Raw genomic sequence first — 25377 nt, forward strand, 5'->3', positions numbered from 1 at the left:
GCGGACGGCGGCCGTGGCGCGCGCCGCCCACCGGCCGCCGGTCGACACCGGGATGCGCGCAGCGCACACCGGGTGATCCCGCCCCCCCGTCCGCGCGTGGTTCTCCCCGCCCCCGTTCGCGCGCGGGCCTTCCCGCCCCCCCCAGCCGGGCCCGCGCCGGTTGTTCCCGCTCCGTGCCCGGTGTTCTGCTCCGCCGGGTGTTTCCGCTCCGCACCGGGAATTCCCTCCCCCCACCGCCTCGTTGACGGCCAACAGGGGGCCCTGCCGACCCGTAAGGGCCACCCCCTACAGGCCGAGCCGCCGCGCCAGGTCCGACCGGAACACCCCGCCCGGGTCCAGTTCGGCGCGCAGCGTCCGGAAGTCGGCGAGCCGGGGGTACATCGTGGCCAGCAGCCCGGGCCGCAGCCGTGCGTCCTTGGCCAGGTAGACCCGCCCGCCGGCCCCCGCGACCTCGTCGTCCAGCCCGTCCAGGAAAGGGCCGAGGCCGGGCAGCCGGGCGGGGAGGTCGAGGGCCAGCGTCCAGCCCTCGGCGGGGAAGGACAGCCAGCCGGGGCCGGCCGGGCCGAACCGTTTGAGGACGGCGAGGAAGGCCGGGCAGCGGCGGTCCGCGATCCGCCGCACGATGCGCCGCAGCGTCTCCTCCTCGCCCAGCCCGACCACGAACTGGTACTGCACGAAGCCGCCCCGCCCGTAGACGCGGTTCCAGTGCGGTACGCCGTCCAGGGGGTGGAAGAAGGCGGAGAGCTTCTGCAGTTCGCCGGTGCGGTGCCGGGGCGCCCGGTGGTACCAGAGCGCGTTGAAGGCGGCCACCGACGGGCGGCCCAGGAGCCCCGGGGGCAGCGGGGGCGCGGGCGGCAGCTGCCGGGGGCGGAAGGCGAGCGGGGCGCGGCGGGCCCGGGGCGGCAGGGCGTCGAGTGGCGCGTGGTCGCCCCGGGTGAGGACCGAACGGCCCGTCGCGCGGCCGCGTGCCAGGAGGTCGATCCAGGCGACGGAGTAGCGGTAGCGGTGGTCGGTGGCCGCCATGCGGGCCATCACGTCGTCGAGGTCCGTGGTGCGTTCGGTGTCCACGCACATCAACGACGTGCGTACGGGGAGGAGTCGGAGGGTCGCGGTGAGGATGATGCCGGTCAGGCCGAGGCCGCCGGCCGTGGCGTCGAAGAGGCCGGTGCCGGGCCGTACGGTGCGCACCGTGCCGTCCGCGGTGAGGAGATCGAGGGATCGCACGTGGCGGGCGAAGGAACCGGAGCGGTGATGGTTCTTGCCGTGGATGTCCGCGCCGATCGCCCCGCCGACCGTCACATAGCGGGTGCCGGGGGTGACGGGCACGAACCAGCCCCGCGGCAACAGTGCCCGCATCAGCCGGTGCAGGCTCACTCCCCCCTCGCACACGACGACGCCCGCTTCGGTGTCGAGGGCGCGGATGCGGTCCAGCCGGGTCATGTCCCAGACGGTGCCGCCCGCGTTCTGCGCCGCATCGCCGTACGCCCGGCCGAGCCCGCGCGGGATGCCGCCGCGCGTCCCGTCGTCCTCCCGCACGGCGGCCAGCGCGGCGACGGCCTCGGCGGGTGAGTCGGGGCGGACGAGGCGGGCGGCGGTGGGGGCGGTGCGGCCCCAGCCGGTGAGGGGGGTGAGGGCGGCCACCGGGGCGGTGTCGGACGGCATGGCGGCGACGGTAGTGCCGGGGGCGGGGTGGCGGGCGGCTCCGGGCGCCTCGCCGGGCGCCTCCTCGCCGAAAGGAGTGATTAATGGTGTGGATGGGCTAACGGTAAGGAAATTCGGCCATGGGGGAGTGAGAGTCGAGGAGACCGCACCCGGCAACCGACCCCGCTCCCTCGCCTCCCGGATCGCTTCGACCGGTCGGCCCGTACGACCCCTTGGCCCGGATGGAGATGAGTCCGCTGACCCAGGAACAGACCGACCCTCGTCCGCACGTGGCGCCGCGGGACCGCGGCGCACGCGCGCGGGCCGCCGCCGTCGCCCGGCTGTGCGGTACGGCCCTGATATCCGGCGGACCGCGCCCGGCCGGCGTCGTGCCGTCCGCGCCGACGGCAGGGATAGCCGCGGGCCGGATAGCCGCGGGTCGGACGCATCCGGCCGTCATACCCGGGGAGCCCGCCTCGGGGAGTACCCATGGCTGAGCGCACCGCCCTTCTGGAGGAGCAGCCGCCGTGGCCCGCGCCCCGGACCGCACCGGCCGACCTGCCGGTCCGCCGCCCGCGGCAGCCCGGCCTGGCGCGGGGCCTGCTGCGCACCGCCCGTCCACGGCAGTGGATCAAGAACGTTCTCGTGCTGGCCGCCCCGGCCGCCGCCGGTGACCTCTTCCGCCGCGACGCCGTCCCCCAACTGGCCCTGGTGTTCGCCCTGTTCACGTCAGCGGCGGCTGCGGTCTACCTCGTCAACGATGCCCGGGATGCGACCGCCGACCGGGCCCACCCCGACAAGTGCCGGCGCCCGGTGGCCGCCGGGGAGGTCCCGGTACCGCTCGCGTACGCGGTCGGCGGGACGCTCGCGGCCCTGACGCCGCTGGCCGCCGCGGCGCTCTGCAACGCCGCCACGGCCGGACTGATCGCCGCGTACATCGTGCTGCAACTCGCCTACTGCATCGGCCTCAAGCACGTCCTCGTCATCGATCTCACCGTCGTGACCGGTGGCTTCCTGATACGGGCGATGGTCGGCGGACTGGCCCTGGGGATCCCGCTCTCCCGCTGGTTCCTGATCACCGCGGGCTTCGGTGCCCTGTTCATGGTCGCCGCCAAGCGGTACTCCGAGGCGCTCCACCTGGCCTCGAAGCGGGGCGCGACCCGGGCCCTGCTGCGCGAGTACACCGAGGGCTATCTGCGCTTCGTGTGGCAGCTGGCGGCCGGCGGCGCGGTGCTCGCGTACTGCCTGTGGGCGATGGAGAGCGGCGGTACGGCCGTGAGCGTGCTGCCCTGGCGCCAGCTGTCGATGGTGCCGTTCATCCTCGCCGTCCTGCGCTACGCCGTCTTCGCCGACCGTGGCACGGCCGGGGCGCCGGAGGACGTCCTGCTGCGCGACCGGCCGCTGACGGCGATCGGGTTGGTGTGGATCGCGCTGTACGCGATGGCGGTCGCCGACGTGTGAGAGCGCGTGGATACGGGGTAGCCGCACTACCCGGAGGCTAGTGTTCCGGATGGTCGCCACCGGTGGGACCGGCGGCAGCGGCCGGCGATGTCAGCGACACCGGCGATGCCAGCGGCAGCGGCATCGCCGGGCGAGTGAGGGGGGACGCCACCATGGACCGGTTGGCCGAACTGCCGGTGATCGGACCGGCCGTGAAGTGGCTGATGACCACGCACCTCTGGCGGGCGTACGAGCGCATGCTCCAGGCGCACTGGACCCGGCTCGCCGCCGCGATCACCTTCACCAGCTTCATCGCACTCTTCCCGCTGCTCACCGTGGGCGCCGCGATCGGCGCCGCGCTGCTCAGCGACAGCCAGTTGCACAAGCTGGAGAGCAAGCTCGCCGAGCAGATCCCCGGCATCGCCGGCCAGCTCGATCTGGCCGGCCTGGTCGAGAACGCCGCCACGGTCGGCCTGATCGCCGGCGCGCTGCTGCTGCTGACCGGCATCGGCTGGGTCGAGGCGATGCGCGACTGCCTGCGCGCGGTGTGGGAGAAGGGCGACGACGACACCAACTTCTTCGTCGGCAAGCTCCGGGACGGCGCGCTGCTGCTCGGCCTCGGCGGGGTGGCGCTGCTCTCCGTCGCCTGCTCGACGTTCGCGGGCGCCGCGGTCGGCAAGGCCGTCGACGCGATCGGGCTGCCCGAAGGTGGTGCGGGCGCCGTCCTGCTCTCCGTCGCCGGTTTCTGCATCGCCGTGCTCGCGGACTTCCTGCTGCTGGTCTACGTCCTGACCAAACTGCCCGGCGCCCATCCGCCCCGGCGCGCCGTGGTGATCGCCGGCCTCATCGGCGCGGTCGGCTTCGAGGTGCTGAAGCTGCTGCTCAGCGGCTATCTCCGAGGTGTCGCCGCGCGGAGCATGTACGGCGCGTTCGGCACGCCGATCGCGCTGCTGCTGTGGATCAACTTCACCGCGAAGCTGCTGGTGTTCTGCGCGTCGTGGACGGCTACGGCGGAAGCGGAGACGGAGCCCGAGCGGGTGGCGGACGGGGCGGCGGAGCCGGGCCCCGCCGCGCCCCGCGACGGTACGTGACGGGCCCGGCCCTACGACCGCTCGCCCCGTCCGGCCGGCGGTGCCGCTCCGTGCCCCGTCATCCGCGCGAGCGCCCCCGCCGCCGCAGTACCGCGAACGCCGCCAGGCCCAACGCCAGCACCGCGCCCCCGGCGATTCCCACCGTGGTCCAGATGCTGCCGGTGTCGTCACCGGACTGCATGGCCGCCTGGTCGCCCCGGCCGTTCTCGGCGTGGGAGTGGTCCTTCGCGTGGGCCGCCCGCTGCTCCTCGGCCTTCGGCCCCACCAGCCGCCCGACCGGCTCCACCTTGTCGGACGCCGCGAAGCCCCAGTCCAGGAGCCGGGCGGCCTCCCGGTACGCCTCGTTGTGCTCCTTCTTCTGCGGATTCATGACCGTGACCAGGAGCTTGCGGCCGTCGCGCTCGGCGACCCCGGTGAACGTCGACCCGGCATTCGTCGTGGAGCCGTTCTTCACCCCCGCGATGCCCGGGTACGGCTTGATGTCGAAGTCGCCGCTGAGCAGCCGGTTGGTGTTCTGGATGCCGAACGTCTTCCGCTTGCCGTTCTTCTCCTTCTCGCCCGGGAACTGCGCGCTCGCCGTCGAGCAGTACTCGCGGAAGTCGGCGTTCTGCAGCCCGGCGCGGGCGAACAGGCTCAGGTCGTACGCGCTGGAGACCTGGCCCGGTGCGTCGTACCCGTCCGGCGTGATGACGTGCGTGTCGGTGGCGTTCAGTTCCTTCGCGCGCTTCTGCATCTCGGCGACGGTGGCCGCCGTCCCGCCGTTCATTGCCGACAGGGCGTGCACCGCGTCGTTCCCGGAGCGCAGGAACACCCCCAGCCACAGGTCGTGCACCGTATAGGTGAGGTTCTCCTTTATCCCCACCAGGCTGCTGCCCGCGCCCATGCCCACCAGGTCCTTCGCCGCGACCTTGCGCTTCTCGTCCTTGGGGAACTTCGGCAGCACGGTGTCGGCGAACAGCATCTTCAGCGTGCTGGCCGGCGCGAGCTGCCAGTGTGGGTTCTTCGCGGCCAGCACCTTGCCGGACGCCGCGTCCGAGATGATCCAGGAACGGGCGGTGAGCGCGTCCGGGCCCGGCAGCTTGGGGGCCCCCGCAGCCGGCTGTCCCACCTGGACGCCGGGCAGACCCAGCCGGTCCCCGCCGAGGCGCGACATCTTGGCGGGCGGGGCCGGAGCCTTGGGCGGCTGCTTGCCGTCCTGCGGGGCGGCATACGCGGTGCCGGCCAGCAGTGGGGAGGCCACCAGGACGGCGGAGGCCAGTGCGGCCACGGTGCGCGCGGAGCGGCGGGCGGGTGCGGCGCTGCCGGGCACGGTCGAAGGGGTGGAAGCCGTGGGAGCTGAGGAGGTCGTCGGCACGTCGCTGAACGTACCCGGCCCGGTACCGGACCCAGCCATCACCCCACGGAAGAGTGCCCCACCCGACCGCCGGATGGAGCCCCTGCCCATACTGGAACTCATGAAGCTCTCTCGCCCCGTGTCCTGGTTCCTGCTCGCCTTCGGGGTCTGGAGCTGGTTCATCTGGATCACTTTCGTCAAGAATCTCTGGAAGGACGGCAGCGGCCTCGCCTTCGACGCCGCAGGTGACCCGACCGCGTACTTCTGGGTGCACCTGCTGCTCGCGGTGACGTCCTTTCTCTTGGGGACGGCGATCGGCGTCATCGGGTTCCGGGGAGTGAGGGCGTTGCGGCGTGAGTCCGCCGACACGACGGCCGGGCAGGAGTGACGCAGCTCACCGCCGCTGCGGCGGGGTAGAGCCCCTTCCGAGGTCGGGGGTCCGCCTGTTGGACGGGTGACGGCTGCGGCGGACGGGGCGTCCGCCGGCCGTGCGCCGCCTCGGGCTCTTCGGCTGGGGCCGCAACTCCCTTGCGCTGCAACGACGTCGGCGGCGGCGGGCCCGCGGCGTGGCACAGCGCAGGCCCACCGCCGGACCGCCACCGCCGCACCGCCGGAGCGTCGGCCGGCCGGGGTGCACCGGCCGGCCGCAGGGTCAGGCCCGGGTCAGCCACCGTTCGCGTTCGGCGTCGGTGACCGTGAGCCGCTGGTGGTCGATCTCCAGCTGTGCGAGATGGGCGTAGTGCTCCACCACGTCCTCGCCGAGCGCCTCCCGCGCCAGGGAGCTCTCCCGGAACGCCGACTGCGCCTGCTCCAGCGTGGCCGGCACCGGCGTGCCCCCGGCGGCGTAGGCGTTGGCGGTCCGGGCCGGCACGGGCTTCGGGCGCCGCTCGATGCCGTGGCCGACCGCGGCCAGGACGGCGGTCAGGGCCAGGTAGGGATTGGCGTCCGCGCCCGGTACGCGGATCTCCAGGTGCCGGCCTGTGCCGTGCCCCACGACGCGCACGGCGCAGGTGCGGTTGTCGTACCCCCAGGTGAAGGTGACGGGGGCGAAGGAGCCGGGTGTGAACCGCTTGTAGGAGTTGGTGTTCGGGGCGTAGAGCGGGGCCAGCTGGGGGAGCGCGTCGAGCAGGCCGGCGATGGCGTGTCCGGCCAGCGGTGACAGCCCGCCGTCGGCGTCGATCGCGGCGGCGCCGTCCCGCCACAGCGACACGTGCAGATGCAGCCCGCTGGCCACGCCGGTCTCCGGGGCCGCCATGAAGGTGGGGGCCAGGCCGGCCCGCGCCCCCAGTGCGCGGACGGCGTGCTTGAAGACCAGGTGGCCGTCGCAGGCGGCGAGCGCGTCCCCGTAGGGGAAGGTCACCTCCACCTGTCCGCCGGCCCCCTCGGTCTTGACCGCCTCCACCGGGAGCCCGGCTCCGGCGAGGTGCGATTGGAGACGGTCGAAGAACCGGGCCGCGGCCGGCGAGTGGTCCAGCGCGTAGTCCAGGTTCTCGGTGGTCAGCGGCCGCGGCCGGTGGTGGCCGCGTTCGGCAGCCGCCTCGTAGGTCCCCTGATAGAGGACGAACTCGGTCTCCAGTCCCGCTTTGACGTGCAGTCCGTGCCGGTCGGCCAGCCGGTCCAGCTGCCGGCGCAGCATCCGCCGCGGCGCCACCTCGACGGGCTCGCGACCGGGGCCGTGGGCGTCGCCGAGGACGAGCGCCGTGCGGGGCGCCCACGGCACGGTGCGCAGCGTCGTCAGGTCCGGGTGCACCGCCAGGTCCTGGTAGCCCGTCTCCCAGGACGCCAGCGCGAAGCCGTCCACCGGCGTCATGTCGACGTCCGTGGCCAGCACGTACGCGCACATCTCCGCACCGTCGCGCGCGACGCGGTCGAGGAAGTGGCGCACGTCGTACCGCTTGCCCTTCAGCCGCCCCTGGAGATCGGGGACGGCCAGCAGCACCGTGTCGATCCGGCCGCTCTCGGCCAGCTCCCGGAGCCGGGACAGGGTGAGGAGGCCGGTGGGGCGCCGCTCCCCGCCGTCACCGGTGGCCGTCATACGACCTCCTCCTCGAAGTGGTCCGCCGAGCGGTCGAAGTCGTGGGCGGGCACCTCGTACGAGCTCCGGCCGGCGACCCGCCACCAGATCCACGCCAGCAGCAGGACGCACGCCAGTGCGATCGGCGCGTAGTTGAAGGTCTCGACGGAGAACATGCTCCCCTCCGGGCGGCTCTGCGGCAGGCAGAAGAGCACGGTCACGAACACCACCCAGGTCACCGCGATGCAGCCGACCGGCACTCCCCATCGGCCCAGGTTCCACGGGCCGGGGCGGAACTTGTCGCGGTGGCGGATGCGCAGGAAGATCGGGATGGCGTAGGCGGGGGTGATGCCGATGACGTTGATGCTGGTGATCGCCGCGTACGCGGTCGGGCTGTAGAGGCTCGGCAGGGCGAGCACGGCGGCGACGCAGACGGCCAGCCACACGGCGTTGCGCGGGGTGCCGGAGCGCGAGTGCACCCGCCGCCACAGCCGTGAGCCCGGCAGCGCCCCGTCCCGGCTGAAGGCGAACACCATCCGCGATGCGGCTGCCGTCTCGGCGTTGCCGCAGAACAGCTGTGCCGCGATCACGATCAGCAGCAGCGCCTTCGCGCCGCCCGCCCCGAGCGCGTCCAGGAAGATCTGGGCGGGCGGAACTCCCGTCGCCGTGCCCTGCGTTGCCGCGTAGTCCTGGATGGCGAAGGTGAGCCCGCCCAGCAGGACGAAGCCGGCCACCCACGACCAGCCGATGGCCCGCATGATGCCGCGGGCCGCGGACACCTGCGCGTTGGTGGTCTCCTCGGACAGGTGCGCGGAGGCGTCGTAGCCGCAGAAGGTGTACTGCGCGAGCAGCAGGCCGAGCAGGGTGACGTACAGCGGGCTGGACCAGCCGGTGTCGTTGGCGAAATGGCCGAAGACGAAGCCCGGGGACTGGTGGTGTGCGGGCACGACGGCCAGCACGCCGACGATCACGGCGACGCCGGCGAGGTGCCACCAGACGCTGATGCTGTTGAGGATGCTGACCAGCCGGACCCCGAACAGGTTCAGGGTGGCGTGCAGGCCGAGGATGACCAGGTAGATCACCATGGTCCTGCCCTCGGTCGGCACGAACCCGAACTGCAGGTTCAAGAAGGCGCCGGTGAACAGCGCGGCCCCGTAGTCGATGCCGGCGATCGCGCCGAGCAGCCCGAGGAGGTTGAGCCAGCCGGTGTACCAGCCGAACTTGCGGCCACCGAGCTGTTCCGCCTGGTAGTACAGCGCCCCGGAGGTCGGATAGGCGGAGGTCACCTCGGCCAGTCCGGCGCCGACGAACATCACCATGAAGCCGACCGCGACCCAGCCCCACATCATCACGGCGGGGCCGCCGGTGTTCAGTCCGAAGCCGTACAGCGTCATGCACCCGGACAGGACGCTGATGACGGAGAAACTGATGGCGAAGTTGCCGAACGGGCCCATCCGGCGGGTCAGTACCGGATCGTAGCCCAGCTCACGCAGGTACACATCATCCGCCGCGACGCCGGCGGGGCGGCGGGGCGGGCCTTTGCGGAACACGAACAACCTCCAGGAACGGTGGAGAGGGGTGGGGGAGAGGGGGAATCAGACGGATCCGGGTGGCGGGGGCGACCTCGGCGGCCCGGACGGCCTCAGCGACCTAGACGACTTCGGCGCCGCCGGGCACCTCGACGGCTTCGGCGGCGCCGGGCACCTCGGCGGCCTCGGGGAAGCGCTCATGACCGGCGGCCGGTGTGGTGGGCCCGGGCGGCGACCAGCGACTCCTGGGAGGACCGCAGGAACAGCGCCTCACCCTGCTCCGGCCCCGCCGCCTTCCCGCCGACCGAAAGCCACGGCTCGCGCGCCGCGTAGGGGCCCATGGCCCCGAACACCTCGGCAGCCTCGACGGACTTGTGGCTCACCCAGAGCGCATAGGCCAGATGGTTCAGATCGGCCAGCGAACGCAGCGCCGGATCCGCCGTCAGGAACCATCCGTGGAAAGCCTTCAGCGTGTACGTGAGGGTGGGCTCCTCCGCCCATTTGCGGCGCCACAGCGGGTCGGGCCGGCCCGTGGCGTGCTGCTGCCGGACCTGCTCGACCAGCGCGTACGCAGGCAGCAGCACCAGCGGCGAGTGCGTCGGCGCCCAGGACGCCACCCACCGCCCGAAGTCGAAGACGGCGGCGAGGGACGCGGACCGCGGCACCTCGCGGGCGAGCAGGAACTGCAGTACCCGGTGATACGCCTCCCGGTTGCCGGGATCGCGCTGGTCGACCTGGCGCAGCAGCCCCCAGGGACCGCTCGGCAGCATGGGCTCCGCCGACCACTCGCGGTGCTCACCGCGCTCCTGCCGCCCGTCGATCTGCGCCAGGGCCAGCAGAGCGATCCACGGCACGGGATCCTGCGCCGCCCAGTGCGCCGCCCGCAGCGCCGCCTGCCGCGCCTTCTCGGCGAAACCGGCCGCACCGGCGGCGTGCTGCTGGCGGTGCGCGCGCAGGGCGCGTTCGACGAAGACGCGGGCCTGGAGCACCAGCGCGTCATAGCTGTCCGGCTGCTCGGACAGCCAGACGTCGACCACGTCGGAGCGCGCGGCGGCGACGGCCAGCAGCTGCGTACGCGAGGTCCGCAGCGACCATTGCATATGCGTCTCGCGCAACAGATCCTGTGCCGCTCGCCAGCGGCCCGCTTGCAGTTCGACCACCGCGGTCCGCAGGTCGTCGTCGAGCCCGGCGGGGTTATAGACAGGGCGCATGAGCACGCTCACGGCAAAGGCGACGATCCCGTAATGCGGACTCGGCCCGAGGGGATAAGCAGGGCGGTATCGCGGTACGGCACCGTATTGCGGCGGAGTCCGACTCCGGCGCATTGCGAGGCAACGACATGGAATTCCTATGCAGGGTCCGGGAGTTGGCGTCCCGGTGTGGGGGTCAGAGGCGCGCGGCTGGAATGTAGCATCTGGCGGGCGGAAAGTTGTTGCGAATGATCAACCCCGCGGTGACGAGCGGTGCGTGAACGCATCCCCGACGGAAGCGCTGCCAAGCGGCGTGGTGAGCAAGGTATTTCGGATCGAAAGTGAGATACGGAACGACTGCCGGATTTCCCGCCCGGTGCCGTGCTGCGTACCCCTGGAATCCCCTGATATCCACTCACCTCTCTGCGCACTTACCCGACGCGATTGCCCACAGGGATGCCACCGTGTCAAGTGTTGAATTTTCGACGACTTGACGGCGTCGGTTCCCTTACCGTTGACCGCTACGGCGCGCCCGTCCGGCAGGCGCACAACAGCCCGGGAGTCGGCGTGGTCCTCGCCTTGATCGTGGTGCCGGTGCTCGGTGCGTTCGGCGGTGTGCACCGCTATCTGTGGTGCCGGCTGGTCCGCGACACCACCGCGCCCGGCAGCCGGGTCCGGCGGGCGGGGACCGCCGCGGCCTGCACCCTCCCGGTCGTCGCTCTCGCCGCGCTGCTCGCCGGCCGCCTCGGCGCCCCGTTCGCCCTCCAGCAGGCGCTCGCCTGGCCCGGCTACCTCTGGCTGGCGCTGGTGCTCTACCTCGCACTGGCGCTGCTGGCGGGCGAAGCGGTGCGGGCGCTCTGGCTGCGCGCGATCCCGGCCCGCCGGACGGCCCCGGCCCCGGCCGCCGCACCCTCCCCGGTGCCCGCCCCGCCGTCGCCCCTCGCCGACTCCGCGTCCCCGCCCACCCTCCTCCCGCCCGGTACGCCCGCCCTGTCGCCGCTGCCGGCCCCGCCCCGCCGCCTCTTCGTCGCGCGGGCGGTCGCGGCCGGCGCCTCCGTCGCCGCCGCGGCCACCGTCGGATACGGCACCGCGACCACGCTGCGCGGCCCCCGTGTGAAGCGGGTGACCGTCCCGCTGGCCAAGCTGCCGCGCGCCGCGCACGGTTTCCGTATCGCCGTCGTCAGCGACATCCACCTGGGCCCGGTCCTCGGTCGCGGCCACACCCGCCGCGTGGTCGAGACGATCAACCGGACCCGCCCCGACCTGGTGGCCGTCGTCGGCGACCTGGTGGACGGCAGCGTCCCCGATCTCGGCCCGGCGGCCGAGCCGTTGCGTGAGCTGCAATCCCGGTACGGGTCGTACTTCGTCACCGGAAATCACGAGTATTACTCCGGGGCAGCCCAATGGGTCGATTACGTACGTGAATTGGGCGTGCATCCGCTGGAGAATGCACGTACCGAATTGCCCGGGTTCGATCTCGCGGGCATCAATGATCTCGCGGGGGAGAGCGAACAGGCGGGCCCGGACTACGGAGCGGCCCTCGGCGGCCGCGATACCGCCCGCGCCGTCGTGCTTCTGGCGCACCAGCCGGTGACCATCCACGAGACCGTCCGCCACGGTGTGGATCTCCAGCTCTCCGGCCATACCCACGGCGGTCAGATGTGGCCGGTCACCCATCTCGCCGCGGCCACCAACCCCACCGTCGCGGGCCTGGCGCGGTACGGCGACACCCGGCTGTATGTCACCCGCGGCGCGGGCGCCTGGGGGCCGCCGGTCCGGGTGGGGGCGCCACCCGATGTCACGGTCGTCGAACTTGCGTCGACACGGGTGTAGTTCGGGCCCTGCCGGGGTGGGGCGGAAGGGGTGAACGGGTCGTCGTCCGGGTATTGGATAACGGACTGTCTACAATGTGCGGACACATTCCGTCTCGAATCGGACAGATCATGACTTACGATCTTGCCATTTCGACCGCCAACTCCGTAATCTTTATTGACTTTACGCTGCCCGCCGGCCCTCGCCGTGGCGGCGCCGGACGGGGCGGCGTGGTGAGCGGGGCGACGGGGTCCGGTCGGGTGCGCGCATTACGGGGAGAGTGGTCATGGGCAAGCATTTCAAGGTTGATCTGGACGAGCTGGACGGCGTCGTGCGTCAGCTCAGGGGCCTTCAGGGCGATATGGATGAAACCAGCCAGAAGGTGGAGTACGGCACGAACATCCCCAAGTCGGCGTTCGGGGTCAACTTCGGCGAAGCCGAGGAGGCCTCCCGCGCCCATGACCACATGCAGACGTACCTGAAGGACGTCGTCAAGGCACTCCAGGACCTCACCCACAAGTTCGGCGAGAAGACAGAGGCGAGCCGCGGTGCCTACGAGGACCAGGACCACGAGACCAAGGTCTCGATGAACGGCTGATTTTCCACGGCGGCGCAGCGATGAGGACGAGAGGATGACGATGAAGGGGGGCCGTTGTGGTTGACGCGCGGCAGGAGCGCGAGAGTGCTCAGGCGATGGAGAATCAGCGCAAGGCGCACGAGCGGGACAGCAAGCTGAAGTCGTTCAAGGGCGAGCATCTCACTCCGCACTCTCCCTCCGACTTCCATAACCACGGCATCAGCGCGCTCCGGAAGATGATCGCGAACGCCAATCCCGAGACGATCGAGACCGCCGGCGACCACTGGCGCAAGTCCGCCGATCTGCTCGGGGGCCACGACGGGCACGGCGGCGTCCGCAAGAAGTTCATGGATGCCGTCGATCACGCGACGGCGCACTGGGAGGGCTCGGCGGCCGAGGCGTTCCGCCGGGAAGCCACCAAGGTGCTCAGCAAGATCGACAGGACGTACCGGCACGCCCGGAAGACCGAGACGTCGCTGATCGGCTCGCGTGGTTCGGGCCCGGAGGTCGGCCTCGCCCACAACCTTCGCCTGGCCATGGATGCCATGTCGAAGATCCACGACCCGGGCAAATGGGACCGCTTCACGGACGAAAAGGGCGACGACGCCCAGTTCCACCGGGACATGGCGAACCCGAAGATGGACGCCCGCCAGGCGCTGGAGCTCAACCGGGACAACCTGTCCCTGACCAAGGAGCGCCAGGTCGAGGCGGTCATCGTGATGGATGAGCTGGCGAACCACTACAAGGGACGCGCGGCGATCTGGGGCGATGACAGCGACGACGGCCTTCACGGCGACTGGCCGAAGGAGCCCGGCAGCGGCCCGCACCCGCACCCGGTACGGATGCCCGACCCGGCCGACAGGTACCACCCGGATCCCTCCTCGGTCACCCCGCACACGCCCAACGGCGCGGGCGGCGGAGCGGTCCCGCCGGGATTCGACGGTCCCAAGATCAATCGGCCGGACGTGCCGGTGCACACCGGACTGGACAGCGTGCAGAGCAACACCATGAACCCGCCTTCCGTTTCCGGCGGATACCACGGTGGTCCGCCCGGTGGCGGGCACAACGCGGGCAACCCGAACGGCGCGATGCCGCCGGGTCCCCTGGGCGTACCGGGGGGTGCCATGCGTACCGGTGGCGGTCGTGGCGCGCCCAGTACCAGCGGTATGCGCGGAGGCATGCCGGGCGCGGGCGGCGCAGGCGGCGCCAAGGGCGGCAAGACGGGTGCGGTCGGGCGCAGCGGTGCGCAGGCGCGCACTCGTGGCGGCATGGCCGGTAAGCCGGGTGGGCCCGCGGGCGGCGCCAAGCAGGGCGGCTCGGGGCTGCATCGCAGCCGTGGCGGCAAGCAGGCGGGCATGGGCGCTCCCGGAGCCAAGGGCAAGGACAAGAAGGAGGAGCGCACCACTGGTCAGCGCCCCGACTACTTGGTCGAGGACGAAGAGACGTGGGCACCGCAACGCAACGTGGTGCCCCGCGTCATCGAGTAGGACACCGGCACCGTCGTACGGCTGCTGGTAAGGAGTGGCCCCGCGCCCGAGGGTGCGGGGCTTCTCTTCGGATGGAACACTGCCGCCGGACAGCACAGCGAGAAGGAGCCAAGCATGAGGGTCACCCGAACACTGCGCGCGACGGTGGGTGCCGCGCTGACCGGCGCGCTGCTCATCACCGCGAGCGGTACCGCCTCCGCAGATCAGACACGCAAGGATCTGTGGCCGCTGGAGGCGTTCGGGGCCCAGCAGCTCTGGAAGGAAGCCACCGGTAAGGGCGTGACGGTGGCGGTCCTCGAAGAAGGGTTTCGGGAGACCCATCAAGATGTGAAGGGACAGTTCCTTCCCGGGCCGGATTTCGGGAAGGACACTCAGGACGAGGCGACCAAAGACCTCAAGCCGGGTGAGAACATCCTCGACCACGGTACCGGCATGGCAGCGATCATCGCAGGCCACGGCCATGGTCCAGGGGGCTCCGAAGGCGTCAAGGGGTTGGCACCCGACGCCAAGATCCTTCCCGTGCCGGAGTACAAGAATACTGGGCTGGCCACACGCTGGGCAGTCGACCACGGTGCCGACGTCATCAATATGTCCTACACCGAGGCTCGCTCCACCGACACCTGCGCATCCATCCACTACGCAATTTCCAAGGGCGCCGTGGTGGTGGCGGGTGTGGGCAACGAGGCTGTGACCGAGAAGAGCTATCCGGTCGGCTGCCCGGGTGTGATCGGTGTCGGTGCGGTCGATCAGTACGGCAACGCGGCTGAGTTCAACAACTACAACTCCGACACGGACTTGCTCGCGCCCGGGGTGAAGATCCCGGCCGCGACGGGCAAGAGCGACTCGAGCTACCACACTGAGAACGGCAGCTCGGGCTCGACCGCCTACGTCTCCGCCACCGCCGCCCTGCTCAAGGAGAAGTACCCCGACCTCACCCCCGGCCAGATCGCCAACCGCCTGGTGAAGACGGCCGGTCTGCCCAAGGACCAGAAGGGTCGCAAGCTTCCGAGCGCGCACTACGGCTACGGCTTCATCCAGCCCGGCCCCGCGTTGCGGAAGGACATCCCGGCAGGCTCGAAGGAGGGCCCGCTGCCGATGCCCAAGGGCAAGGCGTCGTCGAAGCTGGACGCCGGTGCGTCCGACGCCGACCCGCCGATGGGCGGCAAGGACGTGGCGAATGCGGGCCTGCTCTACGGCGGCATCGGCGTCGGCGCTCTGGTGGTCGTCGCGGCCGTCGTCGCCCTCGTCATCGTGGGCCGTCGCCGCAAGAACGCCGGCGGCCAGAACTGGGGCTGAGGCGGCTGCCGGCGCCCCAGCGACCCACCGCCCGATTGCCCCGTGCCCCGTGCCTCGTGCCCCGTTGAGCCACTGCTCATCGACCCGTTGAGTCAATGGGCAGTGAGACATGCGGTGACCACCACGAACGGGCGGACGACGCTTCCAGCCGTCGAGTGTGCGCCGGTCCTCCGGCGGGCTGAGGTCCTGGGCGGTGGGGGAGTGGTGGGCCCTGGGCGCCGAACGTACGTCCAGGGCTGCAGACCGTCAGGTTCTGGTCCCCGACCCCGACCCTGATCCTGATCCTGATCCTGATCCTGATCCCGATCCCGGCCCCGACCGCGATCCGGACCCCGACCCCGGCCCTGATCCCGGCCCCGATCCGGTGCCGGGAAGGAGGAACTCCTCCAGCACGTCCGTCACTTCGCGTACCAGCGGGCGCAGGATCCGGAAGCGCGAGGCGGCGACGGCGCGGGCGACCAGTGGAGAGGTGCGCTCCACCAGGGCCCGGCTGCGGGCACAGTTCTCGGAGCGGTCGTGGACCCAGTACAGGACCAGGCCCATCTGCTGCAGCCACAGCAACCGGGGCAGCTGTTCGGCGAGTTCGGGGTCCGCCTTGATGTCGGCGCCGGCCAGGAGGCGGCGGTGCAGACCGATGACGGCCTCGCGGGGGCCCTCGGACGCGTCGGAGAACGGGCTGAGCGGGCTGGCCGGGTCCGCGGCGTTCTTGAAGAACTGGGCGGCGAACTCGTGGTACGGCTCGGCGACGTCCAGCCACGCCAGCAGCACCCCGCGCAGCCGCCGGGCCAGCCCGGTCTCCTTGTCCAGGATGCCCTGGACGGCGGCCACGTGCTCCGCCGCCATCCGGTCGTAGAACCCCTGGACCAGATGCTCCTTGGACGCGAAGTAGTAGTACGCGTTCCCGACGGAGACACCGGCCTCCTGCGCGATGGCCCGCATGGTGGTCCGGTCGTAGCCGCGCTCCCGGAAGAGGCGCAGCGCCGTCTCCAGGATCAGCCGCCGGGTCTGCTCGCTCTTGGCGCCCGTGCCGCCCCCGGACCTCGGTGCCCGCCCGCTGCTCGTTGTCGCGTCGTCCACGCCGACGACCCTAATCGGCGGGCGGGCGGGCGTCACAGCCGGTGCCTGGCCAGGAACCCGGCGATGAGCTCCGCCCACTCCTCCGGGCGCTCGATCATCGGCAGATGCCCGGTGGCGATCTCGGCGTACTCGGCGGCGGGAATGCGGTCGGCCAGGTAACGGGAGTGGGAAGGGTGGACCAGCGGGTCCTGTGTGGTGGCGATGACGAGGGTGGGGACGGTGATGCCCGCGAGGTCCGCGGTGGCGTCCAGGGTCTTGACGAGCGCGGCCTGTTCGGCGGAGCCGCGGGGCGGCAGGTCCGGGTCGAGTACGGCCGCCAGCTCCTTCGGGGACAGGGCGTCGAGGAACTCCGGGGCCGGGCCGCTGAGGGTCCCAGCCCGGGCGAAGCCGACGTGGTCGCCGCGCTCCAGCAGGTGCAGCCACAGGTCCATGGTGACGGAGGTCCGCACGTCGGCCTTGGCCAGCCCGGCGGTCAGCGCGAGGCCGCGGACCCGTGCGGGGTGCCGGGTGGCGGCCCGTAGGGACACCGCCGCCCCCATGGAGAAGCCGATCAGGGTGAAGGTCTCCACTCCCGCGGCGGTGGCCTCGGCCACCAGGGCGTCGGCCAGGCCGTCCAGCTCCAGGGGGCCGGCGGCGCGCGGGGTGTCGCCCGAGCCCGGGTAGTCGGGCGCCACCACGCGGTGGCCGGAGGCGGCCAGTACGGCGATGAGCCGCTCGTAGTTGCCCCGGATGCTGCCGGTCGCCCCGTGGGCCAGGAGGATGCCGGGGCCGGTGGGCGGGCCGGCCACGAGGGTGGCCAGGCGCGGGAGGGCGGCGGGTGCGGACGTCGGGAGCGCGGATATCGGGAGCCGGGTGCCGGCGGGAATGCTCGTCATGGGGAACAGGTTGCTGCTTGACGCCGGTGTGAAGGTCAAGTCGGCGATACGGAACGGGCAGTACGAGGGAGTTCGGACAGCCATGGGGGAGCGGGACCGGATGCGGATCGGCGAGCTGGCGCGGCGGACGGGCGTGAGTACCCGCTCACTGCGCTACTACGAGCAGCGCGGACTGCTGCACGCCCGCCGGGACGCCAACGGCTACCGGCGCTATGACTCCGACTCCGTCGAGACCGTCGGCCGGATCCGGGAACTCCTCGCCACCGGCCTCGGCACGGACGACATCCGCGATCTGCTGCCCTGCGCCCAGGGCGGCCTGGGCCTGGTCCCCTGCGCCCTCTCCTGGGGCACGATAGAACGCAAGCAGGCCCAACTGGACGCTGAAATAGCCGAATTGATCCGCCGTCGGGCGTCCCTGGCGACGTTTTCCCAGATCATGCGGGAGCGGCAGGAGCGGGGCGAGGCACCGGCCGCGCCGGCCCTGCGCTCGGCCTGAGCGGCCCGGGCGCCGAGGGGTGGGCCTCGATCGAAAATAAACGCCAACTCGCCTGCCCCGTAGGCGTGTTCGACTTGCGGTAGGCGGCCGGTGGCCGGATCCTCGTGTGCACGCCGCTCGGGGGAAGCGGCAGGGGCGCGCGAATTTCAGGGGATGACGTGCTGCGAGTGCACTTCACCGCACAGGATCTGGCTCGTACGACGGTGGCCGAGGGGGCCGATCCGCTGTGGGAGGCCGTGCTGAGCCTGCATGTGCTGCGTGCCGGCCGGGCCGAACCGGCGCTGGCGACCTGGCGGCGGCACGCAGTACGGCACGGCCCGGGGCCCCTGCGGACCCTCCTGCCACTGGTGCCGCAACACGGCTACTTCCCGGACTTCCTCACCCCGCCCGCCGCCACGAGCGGCGTCGAGCCGGGCCTGGAGGCGGTGATGAGCACGCCGCGCGCCCGGCTGCGCGCCGAACTGGCCGTCCTGGCCGGGCAGCGGGTCCTGCCGGGATGGACGCGGGACATCGCGTCGGGGGAGCCGGCCGCGCTGCGCCAGCTGGCCCGCAGCCTGCGCACCTACCACCACCACGCCATCGCGCCGGCCTGGCCGGTGATCGCCGAACGCGTCGGTGCGGACCGGGCGCTGCGGCGGCACGCGCTGGGCGAGGCCGGGGCGGAAGCCCTGCTGCGGACGTTCGGGCCGACGATGCGCTGGCGGTCCCCGGTGCTGGAGGTCGACTATCCGGTGGAGCGCGAGCTGCGTCTGGAGGGGCGGGGGCTGGTGTTCGTCCCGTCCTACTTCTGCCGGGACGACCCGGTGGCGCTGGCGGACGACGCGCTGCGACCGGTGCTGGTCTATCCGGCCGGCGCCCCGGGGAACGGCGAAGGGCCCCGCCTCCGTGTGTACGGAAGCGAGGCCCTCAGGGACGTACCGGCCCTGCTCGGCGGGCGGGCCGGAGCCCGCACCGCCGACCTGTGCCGGCGCCGCCCAGGTGTCAGAAGCGGCGCGTGATCAGCGCCCGCTTCACTTCCTGGATCGCCTTCGTGACCTCGATACCACGCGGGCACGCGTCGGTGCAGTTGAAGGTCGTCCGGCAGCGCCAGACACCGTCCTTGTCGTTCAGGATCTCCAGCCGCTGCTCACCGCCCTCGTCGCGCGAGTCGAAGATGAAGCGGTGCGCGTTGACGATCGCCGCCGGGCCGAAGTACTGGCCGTCGTTCCAGAACACCGGGCACGAGGACGTGCACGCGGCGCACAGGATGCACTTGGTGGTGTCGTCGAAGCGCTCGCGGTCCTCGGCGGACTGCCGGCGCTCACGCGTCGGCTCGTTGCCGTTCGTGATCAGGAAGGGCATCACATCGCGGTACGCCTGGAAGAAGGGCTCCATGTCGACGACAAGGTCCTTCATCACCGTCAGGCCCTTGATGGCCTCGACGGTGATCGGCTTCTCCGGGTTGATGTCCTTGATCAGCGTCTTGCAGGCCAGACGGTTCTTGCCGTTGATGCGCATGGCATCGGAGCCGCAGATGCCGTGTGCGCAGGAGCGGCGGAAGGTCAGCGTGCCGTCCTGCTCCCACTTGATCTTGTGGAGGGCGTCCAGGACGCGCTCCTTGGGATCGATCTCCAGCTGGAAGTCCTGCCAGCTGGCGTCCTCCGAGATCTCCGGGTTGAACCGGCGGATCCGGAAGGTGACGGTGATCGTGTGGGAAGCGCCGTCCTCGGCCGCGTCCAGCGCCGCGGAGTGCTTGTCGAGAGTCGGGGTGCTCATCAGTACTTACGCTCCATCGGCTGGTAGCGGGTCTGCACGACCGGCTTGTAGTCGAGGCGGATCGACTCTGCGCCGTCTGCGCCCACCTCGCGGTACGCCATGGTGTGCCGCATGAAGTTGACGTCGTCGCGGTTGGGGTAGTCCTCGCGGTAGTGACCGCCGCGGGACTCCTTGCGGGCCAGCGCGGACACCGCCATGACCTCGGCCAGGTCGAGCAGGTTGCCCAGCTCGATGGCCTCCAGCAGGTCGGTGTTGAACCGCTTGCCCTTGTCCTGGACGGACACGTTCAGGTAGCGCTCGCGCAGCTCGCCGATCTTCTCGACCGCGGTCTTGATCGTCTGCTCGGTGCGGAACACCATCACGTTGGCGTCCATGCACTCCTGGAGCTCCGTACGGATCTCGGTGACCCGCTCGGTGCCGTTGGAGTCGCGCAGCCGCTCGACCTGGTCGACGACCTGCTGCGCCGGGTTCTCGGGGAGCTCGACGAAGTCGGCGTCCGCGGAGTACTCGGCGGCGGCGATGCCGGCCCGGCGCCCGAAGACGTTGATGTCCAGGAGCGAGTTGGTGCCCAGGCGGTTGGCGCCGTGCACGGAGACGCAGGCGACCTCGCCGGCGGCGTACAGGCCCGGCACGACGGTGGTGTTGTCGGCCAGCACCTCGCCCTCGACGTTGGTGGGGATGCCGCCCATGGCGTAGTGCGCGGTCGGCTGGATCGGAATCGGGTCCGTGTAGGGCTCGATGCCGAGGTAGGTCCGCGCGAACTCGGTGATGTCCGGGAGCTTGGCGTCCAGCTGCTCCGGCGGCAGGTGCGTGAGGTCCAGGTAGACGTGGTCGCCGTCGGGACCGCAGCCGCGGCCCTCGCGGATCTCCGTGTAGATGGAGCGCGAGACGACGTCCCGCGAGGCGAGGTCCTTCATGACCGGCGCGTACTTCTCCATGAAGCGCTCGCCGTCCTTGTTGCGAAGGATGCCGCCCTCGCCGCGCGCACCCTCGGTCAGGAGGATGCCCATGCGCCAGATGCCCGTCGGGTGGAACTGGAAGAACTCCATGTCCTCCAGCGGCAGCCCGCGACGGTAGGCGGCCGCCTGGCCGTCACCGGTCAGGGTGTGCGCGTTGGAGGTCACCTTGAAGAACTTGCCGGTGCCGCCGGACGCGAAGATGATCGCCTTCGCCTGGAAGACGTGGATCTCGCCGGTGGCCAGCTCGTACGCGACGACGCCCGCGGACTTCTTCACCCCGTCGACGTCCTGGAGCAGCAGGTCCAGGACGTAGAACTCGTTGAAGAACTCCACACCCTCCTTGACGCAGTTCTGGTACAGCGTCTGGAGGATCATGTGGCCGGTGCGGTCCGAGGCGTAGCAGGACCGGCGGACCGGGGCCTCACCGTGGTTGCGGGAGTGACCGCCGAAGCGGCGCTGGTCGATCGTGCCGTCCGGCGTCCGGTTGAACGGCAGGCCCATCTTCTCGAGGTCGAGGACCGAGTCGATGGCCTCCTTCGCCAGGATCTCGGCGGCGTCCTGGTCGACCAGGTAGTCGCCGCCCTTGATCGTGTCGAAGGTGTGCCACTCCCAGTTGTCCTCCTCGACGTTCGCGAGGGCGGCGGCCATGCCGCCCTGTGCGGCGCCGGTGTGGGAGCGGGTCGGGTAGAGCTTCGTCAGGACCGCGGTGCGGCTGCGCTTCGTCGACTCGATGGCCGCGCGCATGCCCGCGCCACCGGCGCCGACGATGACGGTGTCGTACTTGTGGATCTTCATTGGTCGTTACCTCAGCCCCGGGGCCTAGCGGATGTTCGGGTCGAAGGTGAAGATCACCAGCGTGCCCAGAAGGACGGTGAACACCGTGGCGGTGTACAGCAGCATCTTCAGCCAGAAGCGGGTGGTGTCCCGCTGCGCGTAGTCGTTGATGACGGTGCGCAGGCCGTTGGCGCCGTGCAGCATGGCGAGCCACAGCATCGCCAGGTCCCAGATCTGCCAGAACGGCGAGGCCCAGCGGCCGGCCACAAACGCGAAGCCGATCTTGGAGACACCGCCGTCCAGCACGAGCTGGATCAGCAGGTGGCCCAGGACCAGCACGACGAGGACGACGCCGGACAGCCGCATGAACAGCCAGCCGTACAGCTCGAAGTTGGTGCGGGTCGTCTTCGGGGACTTGCCGGTGCGCTTGCGCGGCGGCTCGATCACCGGAGCGGGGTTGTCCACGTCGTACAGGGACACCGAGTCGTTCACAGGAGTCGTCTCAGCAGACATCTCGCGTCATCAGCTCCCGAACAGCGTGCGCAGGGTGTGCTGCAGCACGGGGTAGAAGGCACCGGCCATCAGCACGACCCAGACGCCCATCACGGTCCACAGCATCTGCTTCTGGTACTTCGGGCCCTTGGACCAGAAGTCCACAGCGATGACCCGCAGGCCATTGAGTGCGTGGAAGAGGATGGCGGCCACCAGGCCGTACTCCATCACGTTGACCAGGGGTGTCTTGTAAGTCGCAACAACGTCGTCATAGGCCTCGGGAGAGACCCGGACGAGAGCGGTGTCGAGGACGTGTACGAACAGGAAGAAGAAAATGAGGACGCCAGTGACTCGATGAGCCACCCAGGACCACATGCCTTCCCGGCCGCGGTACAGCGTTCCAGCCGGCACGGAAAAACCCTCCGGGAGCGGGGATCAGGGCCGCGCCGGCTTCTCTGTCGGTCGGGCCCGGCCGGGTACGGTCCACCGGCCGCTCGTCATCGTATCGACGAGTTGTCGGTTCCTCGCGCGGGGGTCCTTAGGTGTGATCAAACAGCCACCAACGGGCTATCCCACAAGAGCCAACCGGGACTTTACGGGCGAGAAGCGGCGAATCACCGATGTGCGGCCACGAGCCGCGCCAGCCGGCCGCGGGTGAGGCGGCGCAGTTCGTCGGCGGTGACGACCCGTTCTTCGTCCGGTTCGTTGCCCAGTCGGGTGCGGATGCCGCTCAGCACCTGGTCCAGCTGTTCGTCGTCGCGGTAGCCGTCGAGGCAGATGACGAAGACATGCCGAAAACGCCGCTCGTACTCGGCGTGCGCGGCACGCAGGGCCGTGTGGGCGGCGAGCGTGCCGGGCCCGCGGGCGCCGACCAGCGGGTGCGGGGAGACCGACTCCCGGGCGAGCGCCTCGGCCACCTCGGCCGGAGTGAGGTCGTAGCAGGCCTCGTCGGAGGCGGCCAGCAGCGACTCCAGATCCGGGAACGGGCGGTGCGCGGCGATCCGCTCGGCCCAGCGGCGGCAGCCGCAGCAGGTCAGCAGCGCGGCCTCGGCGTCGTGCCGCGGCACGGTGTTGAAGCGGGCGAGCCCGACCCCCGCCACCCGTCCCTGCGGCAGCCCGGCCCGGGCGGGCGGCCGTATGCCGCAGACGGTGGTGAGCGGGGGCGGAGTCGTCGGCCGGACGGCCGATGTGTCACCGGACAGCGTGGGCTCCTCGGGCGGGCGGGCGGACGGTGGGACGAACGTGGACGGGGGGTGGACGGGGGCGGGCCGGACGGCTCAGATGGTTCGGATGGATCTTTCGGCGGGTGCGGGACGGGCGGCTGACGGAAGCTGGAGGGGAACCGGACCGAACGCCGGACGCGTACGGGAGTGGAGGTGGGGTGTGGTGGCGGTGCCGCGTGCGACACGACACCCCGGCGCAGAGCCGTTGATCCGGGCCCCTGGGACGGGGGTGACGGATGAATTGCCACGCTAACGACGCCTGTCGACCGCTGTCCGAAGGATGCGCGAATTTCACCCGGATGAGAGAGCTTTCGCGTACTGAGTAGACGACGACCTCCCGCACCTGGCAATGCCTTCGCCCCGAAAAGTGAGGATTGCACGATGTCGAACCCGACCCAACCGAGGTCGCGCCCGGCCCCGTCGGCCCGGTCGGCCGCACTGCTGGCCCCGGTACTCGTCTCGGCGCTGGTGCTCGCGGGCTGCTCCGGTGCCGCGGACTCCCAGCCGCCGGGCAGCACGGGCTCCTCGTCCGCCCCCGCGCCCACACCCACCTGGGCCGCGGTCACCGGCACGCCGCGGGTCATCCCCGCCGTACGGGACTTCTCGCGGGCCGACGGGCGCGGGTGGCGCCCGTCCAAGGGGGCCCGGATCGTGGTGTCGGCCGGGCGGCAGAGCATCATCGCCGACGAGGCGCAACTCATGGCCCAAGATCTGAAGGGGCTGCCGGTGGTGTGGGGTGACGAGACGGTACGGCCCGGTGATATCGAGGTGAAGCTGACCGGGCGCCGGGGTGCGAAGCGGCCCGACAACGCACCGACCGCGAACACCGCCGACGAGTCCTACACGCTGACCGCCCGCGGGACCCGGCTCACTCTGACGGCCCCGACGGACGCCGGAATCTTCAACGGCACCCGGACCGTCAAACAGGCCGTCCACGCCGCCGGCGGGCTGCCCGAGGGCACCATCAAGGACCGGCCGGACCGTCCGCAGCGCGGCATGGAGCTGGACAACGCCCGCAAGCCGTTCAGTGCGGACTGGATCGAGGCCCGTCTCAAGGAGCTCGGCGACCTCAAGCTGAACCAGTTCCAGCTGCACTTCTCCGACGACCAGGGATTCCGCATCCAGAGCGATACGCACCCCGAGATCGTCTCCGCGGACCACCTGACCAAGGATCAGGTACGGCATCTGATCAAGGTCGCGCGCAGCCGGCACATCGCGGTCGTCCCGGAGCTCGACTCGCCGGGCCACCTGGGCGCCGTCCTCGACCACTATCCCGACCTCGTGCTGCGCAACGCCCAGGGCGGGACGGTCAAGGGCGCGATCGACATCTCGAATCCGAAGTCCGGGAAGCTCGTCGACTCGCTGCTGCGCGAGTACGCGGCGCTGTTCAGCAATCCCAAGGGCGCCGACGCCTACTGGCACCTGGGCGGCGACGAGTACCAGGCGCTGATGTCCGGCAACCCGGAGACCACCTACCCGCAGCTGGCGCGGGCCGCACGGGAGAAGTACGGCTCCGGCGGCACCATCGAGGACCTGGCGACCGGCTGGCTCAACGACCGCGAGAAGACCGTGAAGGCCGCGGGCAAGAACCGCGTCGAGGCCTGGAACGACGGATTCTTCCCCGGCGGGAAGGTCACCGCCGCCAAGGACCGGATGGTCGACTACTGGACCGGCAAGGAGATCGGCAAGCGTGACCCGGCGGAGTTCCTGCGCGAGGGCCGCAACGTCATGAACTTCAACGACGAGTACCTCTACTACGTGCTCGGCGAGCCGAACGACTTCACGTACCCGACCGGCGAGCGGATCTACCGCAGCTGGACGCCGAGGGTGATCCGCGGCACCTCCCCGGTGGCCGTGCCGCAGAGCCAGACGGGCCCCGACCGGATCCCCGGTGCGCGCTTCGCGATCTGGTGCGATCTCTCCCACGCCCAGACGACGCAGCAGGTCGCGGCCGGGATCCGGCTGCCGCTGGCGGCGCTGGCGCAGAAGACCTGGAACCCGGGGACGCCGAAGATGTCCTGGCAGAGCTTCAAGGCGCTCGCCGACCAGGTGTGATCCGGGTGTGATTTCGGTGTGAATCGAGGGACGGCCGGGGCCGCCACCCCCCACAGGAGAGGCCCCGGCCGTCGTTCGCGAGGGGCCCGTCGAAGGGTCCCTAATCGATACAGCGCCAAGCGGCGCGAAAGCGTCACACGGGTGTCACGCGGGGTGCGGGGCGGGGCGGCGCGAGCACTCTGGACGGCGGCCGGGCCAGGCCCGTAACGTGCGGGTTCGCGCCGGGAGGCGCGCTGGCCGGGCCCGGTGCCACGGTCAGGG

22 protein-coding genes are annotated in these 25377 nt (G+C 71.2%); 10 read left to right on the forward strand and 12 right to left on the reverse strand.

The genetic code is table 11. The annotated features are described in order from the left end of the window. Positions 1–285: 285 nt before the first annotated feature. Entirely contained in the window at positions 286–1662 is a 1377-nt protein-coding gene (locus ACGFML_RS01825) for an FAD-binding protein (protein WP_393538876.1), read from the reverse strand. A gap of 468 nt (positions 1663–2130) precedes the next feature. Between ACGFML_RS01825 and ACGFML_RS01830 the strand changes: the two genes are divergently transcribed. Together ACGFML_RS01830 and ACGFML_RS01835 are read left to right on the forward strand one after the other, a co-directional pair. Then, positions 2131–3102 (forward strand): decaprenyl-phosphate phosphoribosyltransferase, encoded by a 972-nt coding sequence (locus tag ACGFML_RS01830; protein WP_393538877.1) that lies wholly within the window; start codon positions 2131–2133, stop codon positions 3100–3102. Between the two features lie 62 nt (positions 3103–3164). Further along, the gene (locus tag ACGFML_RS01835; protein ID WP_393538879.1) at positions 3165–4172 is read left to right on the forward strand and encodes a YihY/virulence factor BrkB family protein; all 1008 of its coding nucleotides are present in this window, start codon (positions 3165–3167) and stop codon (positions 4170–4172) included. 58 nt (positions 4173–4230) lie between these two features. Here the strand turns inward: ACGFML_RS01835 and ACGFML_RS01840 are convergent, their stop codons facing one another. Continuing rightward, entirely contained in the window at positions 4231–5628 is a 1398-nt protein-coding gene (locus ACGFML_RS01840; protein ID WP_393538881.1) for a D-alanyl-D-alanine carboxypeptidase family protein, read from the reverse strand. Here ACGFML_RS01840 and ACGFML_RS01845 point away from each other — a divergent pair. Next, entirely contained in the window at positions 5627–5893 is a 267-nt protein-coding gene (locus tag ACGFML_RS01845) for an SCO4848 family membrane protein (protein WP_393538883.1), read from the forward strand. The genes ACGFML_RS01840 and ACGFML_RS01845 overlap by 2 nt on opposite strands. A 264-nt stretch (positions 5894–6157) precedes the next feature. Here the strand turns inward: ACGFML_RS01845 and ACGFML_RS01850 are convergent, their stop codons facing one another. The 3 genes from ACGFML_RS01850 to ACGFML_RS01860 form a co-directional block, all read right to left on the reverse strand. Beyond that, a complete protein-coding gene (locus ACGFML_RS01850) occupies positions 6158–7540 on the reverse strand; it encodes a glutamine synthetase family protein (protein WP_393538885.1) in 1383 nt (460 codons plus the stop codon). Beyond that, positions 7537–9069 (reverse strand): amino acid permease, encoded by a 1533-nt coding sequence (locus ACGFML_RS01855; RefSeq protein ID WP_393538887.1) that lies wholly within the window; start codon positions 9067–9069, stop codon positions 7537–7539. Before ACGFML_RS01855 ends, ACGFML_RS01850 begins: the two co-directional genes overlap by 4 nt. 176 nt (positions 9070–9245) lie before the next feature. Further along, positions 9246–10259, reverse strand: a complete 1014-nt coding sequence (locus tag ACGFML_RS01860; RefSeq protein WP_393538889.1) for a hypothetical protein — start codon at positions 10257–10259, stop codon at positions 9246–9248. 546 nt (positions 10260–10805) lie between these two features. On the opposite strand from ACGFML_RS01860, the gene ACGFML_RS01865 reads away from it, so the two are divergent. The 4 genes from ACGFML_RS01865 to ACGFML_RS01880 all read left to right on the forward strand — a co-directional run bounded on the left by ACGFML_RS01865 (position 10806) and on the right by ACGFML_RS01880 (position 15410). Next, positions 10806–12071 carry a metallophosphoesterase gene (locus tag ACGFML_RS01865; protein WP_393538891.1) on the forward strand — a complete coding sequence of 422 codons (1266 nt, stop codon included), beginning with the start codon at positions 10806–10808 and terminating at the stop codon, positions 12069–12071. A 265-nt stretch (positions 12072–12336) separates the two neighbouring features. Next, positions 12337–12648: a hypothetical protein gene (locus ACGFML_RS01870; protein WP_393538893.1), complete on the forward strand. Its 312-nt coding sequence runs from the start codon at positions 12337–12339 to the stop codon at positions 12646–12648. Positions 12649–12704: 56 nt separating this feature from the next. After that, on the forward strand, positions 12705–14114 hold the full coding sequence (locus ACGFML_RS01875) for a hypothetical protein (RefSeq protein ID WP_393538895.1): 1410 nt from the start codon (positions 12705–12707) through the stop codon (positions 14112–14114). A 144-nt stretch (positions 14115–14258) separates the two neighbouring features. Then, a complete protein-coding gene (locus ACGFML_RS01880; protein WP_393538897.1) occupies positions 14259–15410 on the forward strand; it encodes a S8 family serine peptidase in 1152 nt (383 codons plus the stop codon). 246 nt (positions 15411–15656) lie between these two features. Here the strand turns inward: ACGFML_RS01880 and ACGFML_RS01885 are convergent, their stop codons facing one another. Further along, the gene (locus ACGFML_RS01885; RefSeq protein ID WP_393538899.1) at positions 15657–16487 is read right to left on the reverse strand and encodes a TetR family transcriptional regulator; all 831 of its coding nucleotides are present in this window, start codon (positions 16485–16487) and stop codon (positions 15657–15659) included. Between the two features lie 32 nt (positions 16488–16519). Further along, a complete protein-coding gene (locus tag ACGFML_RS01890) occupies positions 16520–17362 on the reverse strand; it encodes an alpha/beta fold hydrolase (protein WP_393538901.1) in 843 nt (280 codons plus the stop codon). Here ACGFML_RS01890 and ACGFML_RS01895 point away from each other — a divergent pair. Both ACGFML_RS01895 and ACGFML_RS01900 read left to right on the forward strand, forming a co-directional pair. Beyond that, positions 17361–17858 (forward strand): MerR family transcriptional regulator, encoded by a 498-nt coding sequence (locus ACGFML_RS01895; protein ID WP_393538903.1) that lies wholly within the window; start codon positions 17361–17363, stop codon positions 17856–17858. The two genes, ACGFML_RS01890 and ACGFML_RS01895, sit on opposite strands and share 2 nt — an antisense overlap. Before the next feature lie 158 nt (positions 17859–18016). After that, a complete protein-coding gene (locus ACGFML_RS01900; RefSeq protein WP_393538906.1) occupies positions 18017–18856 on the forward strand; it encodes a hypothetical protein in 840 nt (279 codons plus the stop codon). Here ACGFML_RS01900 and ACGFML_RS01905 read toward each other — a convergent pair. The 5 genes from ACGFML_RS01905 to ACGFML_RS01925 form a co-directional block, all read right to left on the reverse strand. Further along, positions 18840–19613: a succinate dehydrogenase iron-sulfur subunit gene (locus ACGFML_RS01905; protein WP_393538908.1), complete on the reverse strand. Its 774-nt coding sequence runs from the start codon at positions 19611–19613 to the stop codon at positions 18840–18842. The two genes, ACGFML_RS01900 and ACGFML_RS01905, sit on opposite strands and share 17 nt — an antisense overlap. After that, positions 19613–21367, reverse strand: a complete 1755-nt coding sequence (gene sdhA, locus ACGFML_RS01910; RefSeq protein WP_393538910.1) for a succinate dehydrogenase flavoprotein subunit — start codon at positions 21365–21367, stop codon at positions 19613–19615. Before sdhA ends, ACGFML_RS01905 begins: the two co-directional genes overlap by 1 nt. Before the next feature lie 24 nt (positions 21368–21391). After that, entirely contained in the window at positions 21392–21859 is a 468-nt protein-coding gene (locus ACGFML_RS01915) for a succinate dehydrogenase hydrophobic membrane anchor subunit (RefSeq protein ID WP_393538912.1), read from the reverse strand. A 9-nt stretch (positions 21860–21868) separates the two neighbouring features. After that, positions 21869–22249: a succinate dehydrogenase, cytochrome b556 subunit gene (gene sdhC, locus ACGFML_RS01920; RefSeq protein ID WP_393538915.1), complete on the reverse strand. Its 381-nt coding sequence runs from the start codon at positions 22247–22249 to the stop codon at positions 21869–21871. A 203-nt stretch (positions 22250–22452) separates the two neighbouring features. Next, the gene (locus ACGFML_RS01925; protein ID WP_393538918.1) at positions 22453–22938 is read right to left on the reverse strand and encodes a 2-oxo-4-hydroxy-4-carboxy-5-ureidoimidazoline decarboxylase; all 486 of its coding nucleotides are present in this window, start codon (positions 22936–22938) and stop codon (positions 22453–22455) included. A gap of 504 nt (positions 22939–23442) precedes the next feature. On the opposite strand from ACGFML_RS01925, the gene ACGFML_RS01930 reads away from it, so the two are divergent. Further along, the gene (locus ACGFML_RS01930) at positions 23443–25116 is read left to right on the forward strand and encodes a glycoside hydrolase family 20 protein (protein ID WP_393538920.1); all 1674 of its coding nucleotides are present in this window, start codon (positions 23443–23445) and stop codon (positions 25114–25116) included. Positions 25117–25377 lie beyond the last annotated feature (261 nt).

Source organism: Streptomyces sp. NPDC048650, assembly GCF_043199095.1.
In the GTDB taxonomy this organism is placed as follows: domain Bacteria; phylum Actinomycetota; class Actinomycetes; order Streptomycetales; family Streptomycetaceae; genus Streptomyces.

Excerpts from the sequence above, each read along its gene's own strand:
- ACGFML_RS01825 (WP_393538876.1), bottom strand. The coding sequence starts at position 1,662 with ATGCCGTCCGACACCGCCCCGGTGGCCGCCCTCACCCCCCTCACCGGC.
- ACGFML_RS01830 (WP_393538877.1), top strand. The coding sequence starts at position 2,131 with ATGGCTGAGCGCACCGCCCTTCTGGAGGAGCAGCCGCCGTGGCCCGCG.
- ACGFML_RS01845 (WP_393538883.1), top strand. The coding sequence starts at position 5,627 with ATGAAGCTCTCTCGCCCCGTGTCCTGGTTCCTGCTCGCCTTCGGGGTC.
- ACGFML_RS01840 (WP_393538881.1), bottom strand. The coding sequence starts at position 5,628 with ATGAGTTCCAGTATGGGCAGGGGCTCCATCCGGCGGTCGGGTGGGGCA.
- ACGFML_RS01850 (WP_393538885.1), bottom strand. The coding sequence starts at position 7,540 with ATGACGGCCACCGGTGACGGCGGGGAGCGGCGCCCCACCGGCCTCCTC.
- ACGFML_RS01860 (WP_393538889.1), bottom strand. The coding sequence starts at position 10,259 with ATGCGCCCTGTCTATAACCCCGCCGGGCTCGACGACGACCTGCGGACC.
- ACGFML_RS01870 (WP_393538893.1), top strand. The coding sequence starts at position 12,337 with ATGGGCAAGCATTTCAAGGTTGATCTGGACGAGCTGGACGGCGTCGTG.
- ACGFML_RS01895 (WP_393538903.1), top strand. The coding sequence starts at position 17,361 with ATGGGGAACAGGTTGCTGCTTGACGCCGGTGTGAAGGTCAAGTCGGCG.
- ACGFML_RS01890 (WP_393538901.1), bottom strand. The coding sequence starts at position 17,362 with ATGACGAGCATTCCCGCCGGCACCCGGCTCCCGATATCCGCGCTCCCG.
- ACGFML_RS01905 (WP_393538908.1), bottom strand. The coding sequence starts at position 19,613 with ATGAGCACCCCGACTCTCGACAAGCACTCCGCGGCGCTGGACGCGGCC.
- sdhA (WP_393538910.1), bottom strand. The coding sequence starts at position 21,367 with ATGAAGATCCACAAGTACGACACCGTCATCGTCGGCGCCGGTGGCGCG.
- ACGFML_RS01915 (WP_393538912.1), bottom strand. The coding sequence starts at position 21,859 with ATGTCTGCTGAGACGACTCCTGTGAACGACTCGGTGTCCCTGTACGAC.
- ACGFML_RS01930 (WP_393538920.1), top strand. The coding sequence starts at position 23,443 with ATGTCGAACCCGACCCAACCGAGGTCGCGCCCGGCCCCGTCGGCCCGG.